4 protein-coding genes are annotated in these 5,748 nt (G+C 68.1%); 2 read left to right on the top strand and 2 right to left on the bottom strand.

Features of this window, described 5'->3' with window-relative positions:
* Positions 1 to 269 precede the first annotated feature (269 nt).
* Positions 270 to 1,940 (top strand): formate--tetrahydrofolate ligase, encoded by a 1,671-nt coding sequence (locus tag PKD06_RS17980; protein ID WP_324382560.1) that lies wholly within the window; start codon positions 270 to 272, stop codon positions 1,938 to 1,940.
* Between the two features lie 40 nt (positions 1,941 to 1,980).
* On the opposite strand, the gene PKD06_RS17975 is transcribed toward PKD06_RS17980, so the two are convergent.
* Both PKD06_RS17975 and PKD06_RS17970 read right to left on the bottom strand, forming a co-directional pair.
* Positions 1,981 to 3,261 carry an O-acetylhomoserine aminocarboxypropyltransferase gene (locus PKD06_RS17975; protein WP_324382558.1) on the bottom strand — a complete coding sequence of 427 codons (1,281 nt, stop codon included), beginning with the start codon at positions 3,259 to 3,261 and terminating at the stop codon, positions 1,981 to 1,983.
* A gap of 120 nt (positions 3,262 to 3,381) precedes the next feature.
* Positions 3,382 to 4,629, bottom strand: a complete 1,248-nt coding sequence (locus PKD06_RS17970; protein WP_324382556.1) for a multidrug effflux MFS transporter — start codon at positions 4,627 to 4,629, stop codon at positions 3,382 to 3,384.
* A gap of 346 nt (positions 4,630 to 4,975) precedes the next feature.
* Here PKD06_RS17970 and PKD06_RS17965 point away from each other — a divergent pair.
* Positions 4,976 to 5,748 (top strand): trypsin-like peptidase domain-containing protein (locus PKD06_RS17965; protein WP_324382554.1); only part of this gene is annotated, 773 nt, incomplete at its 3' end.

The following is a 5,748-nucleotide window of genomic DNA, read 5'->3' as shown; positions in this document are numbered from 1 at the left end:
GAGCTGAGGGGATTCGAACCCCTGACCTCTGCAGTGCGATTGCAGCGCTCTCCCAACTGAGCTACAGCCCCGGCCCCGGAAGGCCGCGCCTTGTAGGGCGGTCGGGCCTGCGCTGTCAACGCTCGGTGCTCGATAAGGTGGGCTGCGAGATTGCGTTGTCCACGCGGATGGGCCGCGATGCGGAACCCGCCCCGAGCCCGTCTCCGACCGGTCTTCAGCATCGCCTTCGGACGCTTTAGGACGGCCGGGCCACGAGATACCCCATAGCCATGAATCCCGACCTCGCCATCGCGCGTGCCGCTACTTTGGAGCCCATCGGGGAGATCGCCGAAAGGGCGGGAATCCCGCAGGATGCACTCCATCCCTACGGCAAGCATATCGCAAAGGTCGATGACGGCTATCTGCGTTCGCTCGAGGGGCGGTCGCGCGGCAAGCTGATCCTGGTGACGGCGATCAGTCCGACTCCCGCAGGGGAGGGCAAGACGACCACCACGGTCGGCCTCGGCGATGCGCTGAACCGCATCGGCCGCAAGACCATGATCTGCCTGCGCGAGCCCTCCCTCGGGCCCTGCTTCGGGCAGAAGGGCGGAGCCACCGGCGGCGGCCACGCCCAGGTCGTGCCCATGGAGCAGATCAACCTGCATTTCACAGGCGATTTCCACGCCATCACCGCGGCCAACAACCTGCTCGCCGCGATGCTCGACAACCACCTCTATTGGGGCAACCGGCTCGATATCGATCCGCGCCGCATCACGCTGCGGCGCGTGCTCGACATGAACGACCGCGCCCTGCGCTCGACGGTCGCCGGCCTCGGGGGCGCGGCGAACGGCTTTCCGCGCGAGGATGGATTCGACATCACGGTCGCTTCCGAAGTGATGGCGGTCTTCTGCCTTGCGCGCGATCTCACGGATATGGAGGCGCGGCTCGGTCGCATGGTGATCGCGCAGACTCGCGACAGGCGGCCCGTCACGGCCGACGACATCAAGGCCAGCGGCGCGATGAGCGCCCTCCTGCGGGATGCGATCCAGCCCAACCTCGTCCAGACGCTCGACGGCTCGCCCGCGCTCATCCATGGCGGACCCTTCGCCAATATCGCCCATGGCTGCAATTCCGTCGTCGCGACGGAGGCGGGGCTGCGCCTCGCCGACTACGTCGTGACCGAGGCGGGGTTCGGGGCCGATCTCGGGGCGGAGAAATTCCTGGACATCAAGTGCCGGCAGGCCGGCCTCGCACCCTCGGCCTGCGTGGTCGTCGCGACGGTGCGGGCGCTCAAGATGCATGGCGGCACGGCGAAGGCCGATCTCTCGCGCGGCGACCCGGACGCGCTCGAGCGCGGCTTCGCCAATCTCGAGCGCCATGTTGCCAATATGCGCGGCTACGGCCTTCCGGTCGTGGTTGCGATCAACCATTTCGCGACCGATTCGGAGGCCGAGAATGCGCGCCTCGCCCATCTGTGCCGCGAGCGCCTCGGCACGGAAGCGGTGCTTTGCCGCCACTGGGCGGAAGGCGGCCGCGGCGCGGTTGAACTCGCCCACCGCGTCGTTGCCGCAGCGGAAGAGCCTTCCAGCTTCGCGCCGCTCTATCCCGATGCCATGCCGCTCGCCGACAAGATCAGGACCATCGCGACGCGCATCTACGGCGCGGCCGGCATCGTCATCGAGGGCAAGGCGGCGACGCGGCTCGCCGAGATCGAGGCGGGCGGCTATGGCCGCCTGCCCGTCTGCATGGCGAAGACGCCCTATTCCTTCTCGACCGATCCGGCGGCCATGGGAGCGCCTTCAGGCCACGAGGTCTCGGTGCGCGAGGCGCGTCTTGCCGCCGGGGCAGGATTCGTGGTCGCCATCTGCGGACAGATCATGACCATGCCCGGATTGCCGCGGGTGCCCGCAGCCGAGGGCATCCATCTCGACGAGGACGGGCAGATCCAAGGGCTCTCGTGAGGATGGCGGCATTCGCCGCCACCCGCGAGGCGCCGGAGATTCAGGCCGTCAGGGCCTGGTCGAGATCCCGGATCAGGTCCGCGGTGTCCTCGAGGCCGATCGAGAGGCGGACGACGTCCGGCCCCGCCCCGGCCGCGATCTGCTGCGCTTCGGTGAGCTGGCGGTGGGTCGTCGAGGCCGGGTGAATTACGAGCGAGCGCGTGTCGCCGATATTGGCGAGATGCGAGAAGAGCTTGAGGTTCGAGACGAGCTTCACGCCGGCCTCGTAGCCGCCGGTCACGCCGAAGGTGAAGACGGCCCCGGCGCCCTGCGGGCAATATTTCTGCGCGAGGCCGTGATACTTGTCGTTGTCCAGGCCCGGATAGCAGACCCAGTCCACCTTGGGATGCTTCTCCAGGAACCTCGCCACCGTCAGGGTGGAATCGCAATGGCGCTGCATGCGGAGCGGCAGCGTCTCGATGCCGGTCAGGAGCATGAAGGCGTTGAAGGGCGAGAGGGCCGGGCCGAGGTCGCGCAGGCCGAGCACGCGGCAGGCGATCGCGAAGGCGAAATTGCCGAAGGTCTCGCCGAGCACCATGCCGCCATATTCGGGGCGGGGCTTCGAGAGCATCGGATAGCGGTCGTCGCCCGTCCAGTCGAAGCTGCCCCCGTCGACGATGACCCCGCCGATCGAGTTGCCGTGGCCGCCGAGGAACTTCGTGGCCGAATGCACCACGATGTCCGCCCCGTATTCGAGGGGCCGGATCAGGTAGGGCGAGGCCATCGTGTTGTCGACGATGAACGGAATGCGATGCGCCTTCGCGATCCTGCCGATCGCCTCGAGATCGACGATCACGCCGCCCGGATTGGCGATGGATTCGACGAAGATCGCCTTCGTCTTCTCGGTGATCGCCGCCTCGAACGAGGCCGGGTCGTCGGCATCCGCCCAGACGACGTTCCAGCCGAAATTCTTGTAGGAATGGTTGAACTGGTTGATCGAGCCGCCATACAGCTTGTTGGCGGCGACGAACTCGTCGCCGGGCTGCATCAGCGCATGCATCGTCAGGAACTCGGCCGCATGGCCCGAGGCGACCGCGAGCGCCGCCGTGCCGCCCTCCAGCGCCGCGACCCGCTCCTCCAGCACCGCGGAGGTCGGATTGCCGAGGCGCGTGTAGATGTTGCCGAAAGCCTGGAGCCCGAAGAGCGAGGCGGCATGGTCCACGTCGTCGAAGACGAAGGACGTCGTCTGGTAGATCGGCGTCGCCCGCGCGCCCGTCGCGGCATCGGGGGCCGCGCCCGCATGGATCGCGAGAGTGGCGAAGCCGGGGGTCTGGTCGGCCATGTCGGGGGTCTCCTTGGGATGAGCCGGCAAAGGTGATCCCGCGCCGTTAGCGGGCGGCGGACCATAATCCAAGCTGCGTTCGTTATAAAGACTGAAATGTTCTATTTTCAGAACATGCTGCTACGGATGGTGATGCGCCTGGAACATCCTTCCGCGCTCGGTGACCAGGATCACCGCGACCGCCGCGGAGGCGAGGGCGCAATAGCCGGCCGAGATCGGGATCACGGTCCCGTCGAAGGCATGCCCCATCAGCGCGCCGCAGAGCACGCCGAGCAGCGTGGTATAGACTCCGAGCAGCGAGGATCCCGTCCCGGCGACCCGTCCCAGCGGCTCCATCGCGAGGGCGTTGAAATTGGGAAAGGCCATGCCGAGCAGGAATTGCGAGGCGGCGAGCACGAGGCCGAAGAGAAAAAGGGGCGGCTTGCCGGCGAAGGCCAGGGCTCCGGCCACCTGGACGAGGCCGAGCACCGTCAGAGCCACGACGCTCGCATGCGAGATGCGGCGCATCCCGAAGCGCCCGACCAGCCTGGAATTCACCAGGGACGCGGCGCCCATCGAGCCCGCGATGGCGGCGAAGGCGAGAGGAAACCACGGCCCGAGCCCGAAGGTCTCCGTGAAGATCTGCTGGGAGGAGCCGACCATTCCCATCACGCAGCCGAAGAGGAGCCCCGTGGCCGTGGCATAGCCGACGGTGACGCGGGTCGTCGCAACCAGCCGCATTCCCGCGAGGATGCGGGAGACGGAGAAGGGCATGCGGTTCGCGTCGGCGAGGGTTTCGGGCATGCGCCGCCAGAACCAGAGGGCGAGCAGGAGACCCACGGCCAGCATCGCCGCGAAGACCGCCTGGCGTCCGCCGAGCAGCATGATCAGGCTGCCGATCGCGGGGGCGAGGATCGGCACCGTGATGAAAATGCCCATGTTGAGCGACATCACCTTCGCCATCTCCCGGCCGCTGAAGCGGTCGCGCACGATGGTGACGGACAGCACCCGCCCGGCGGCGGCGCCGAGCCCCTGGACGAAGCGCGCGGCGAGCAGGGTGCCGAGGTCGCGCGCGAAGAGCGTGAGCAGCGAGCCCGCGACGAAGATCGCGGCCCCCGTCAGATAGGCCCGGCGCCGGCCCACGATGTCGGAAGCCGGCCCGAAGACGAGCTGGGCCACCCCGAAGCCGAGCATGTAGACGAAGACGACGAGTTGCAGGCGGTTCGGATCGGAGATCGAGAAGTCGTGCCCCAGCAGCGGCAGGGCGGGCAGGATGCTGTCGACGGCGAAGGCGGTCACGCCCATCATCAGGGCGATCATCACCACGAACTCGCCGAAGCGCGGCTCGGGGATGGCCGGCCGGGGCAGGGGGGCTGTCGGGTCGTCCATCGGGCCTCGCTGGGATCGGGCAGCATCCCGGCGCCGGCTGGCGGACGGGCATGCTCGCGGGCAAGGGCGATCCTCGCGGCACGTGCTCGACGCCGTGCCGCCCCGGCCCTCGCCGTAGGCGGACGTATTGCACTGGCGGCGGTGCCGCGCAAAAGGGGGCTTCGAGCATGCCCGCCCAGCCTCGGGCGCTCGTGGCGGAGGCGGGGACCGTCATGTCTCCTATCCTACCTGAACAAAGTTTAATCCGGACGCCAGGACGGTTTCACGCGCCTTGAGCAAATTAGGCCCATCGCCGGATGGCCGCAGCGGCCGCTCCCCCGGCAGCCTTTTTATGCAGGAGCCCCAGATGCCGTCCCTCTCGAAAGAAGCCCCCGTCTCGTTCCGCCGCAAGGTTCTGGCTTCGGCAGCCGCCGCTGCCATCGTCGCGTCGGGCGCGATCGGCGGCACCATGCTCGAGGGGCATCCGGCTTTCGCCCAGGCGCCGATCTCCGTCTCTCCGCAGGCTTCGGCCCCCGCCTCCTTCTCGGATGTCGTGGATGCCGTGAAGCCGGCCGTCGTCTCGGTGAAGGTGACGATCGAGAACGTCGCCGATGACGGCGACGTCTCCTCCAACATCGACCGCCTGCCGCCGCAACTGCGCCAGTTCTTCGAGGACCGCGGCGGCTTCGGCGACCGGGGGGAGGGCATGCGCCGGCATGCGCCGCGCCAGCGCGGGATGGCGCAAGGCTCGGGCTTCTTCATCTCCGCCGACGGCTATGTCGTGACCAATAACCACGTCGTCCAGAAGGCGACTGCCGTCGAGGTGACAACGGATGACGGCCGCACTCTCAAGGCCAAGGTGATCGGCACGGACCCGAAGAGCGACCTCGCCCTCCTGAAGGTCGAGGAAAAGGGCACCTACCCCTTCGTCAAGCTGGCCGAGAAGCAGCCGCGCGTGGGCGACTGGGTGGTGGCCATCGGCAATCCCTTCGGCCTTGGCGGCACGGTCACCTCGGGCATCGTCTCGGCCCGGGGCCGCGACATCGGCGCGGGTCCCTATGACGACTTCCTCCAGATCGACGCGCCGATCAACCGCGGCAATTCGGGCGGCCCGACCTTCAACCTCAAGGGTGAGGTCGT

The sequence above is a fragment of the Enterovirga sp. genome (assembly GCF_035325185.1).
In the GTDB taxonomy this organism is placed as follows: domain Bacteria; phylum Pseudomonadota; class Alphaproteobacteria; order Rhizobiales; family Beijerinckiaceae; genus Enterovirga.
This window is presented reverse-complemented; position numbering and strand designations above follow the sequence as displayed.

What these genes read in the sequence shown, in the direction of transcription:
- PKD06_RS17970 (WP_324382556.1), bottom strand. Translation starts at nt 4,629, where the DNA reads ATGGACGACCCGACAGCCCCCCTGCCCCGGCCGGCCATCCCCGAGCCG.
- PKD06_RS17975 (WP_324382558.1), bottom strand. Translation starts at nt 3,261, where the DNA reads ATGGCCGACCAGACCCCCGGCTTCGCCACTCTCGCGATCCATGCGGGC.
- PKD06_RS17980 (WP_324382560.1), top strand. Translation starts at nt 270, where the DNA reads ATGAATCCCGACCTCGCCATCGCGCGTGCCGCTACTTTGGAGCCCATC.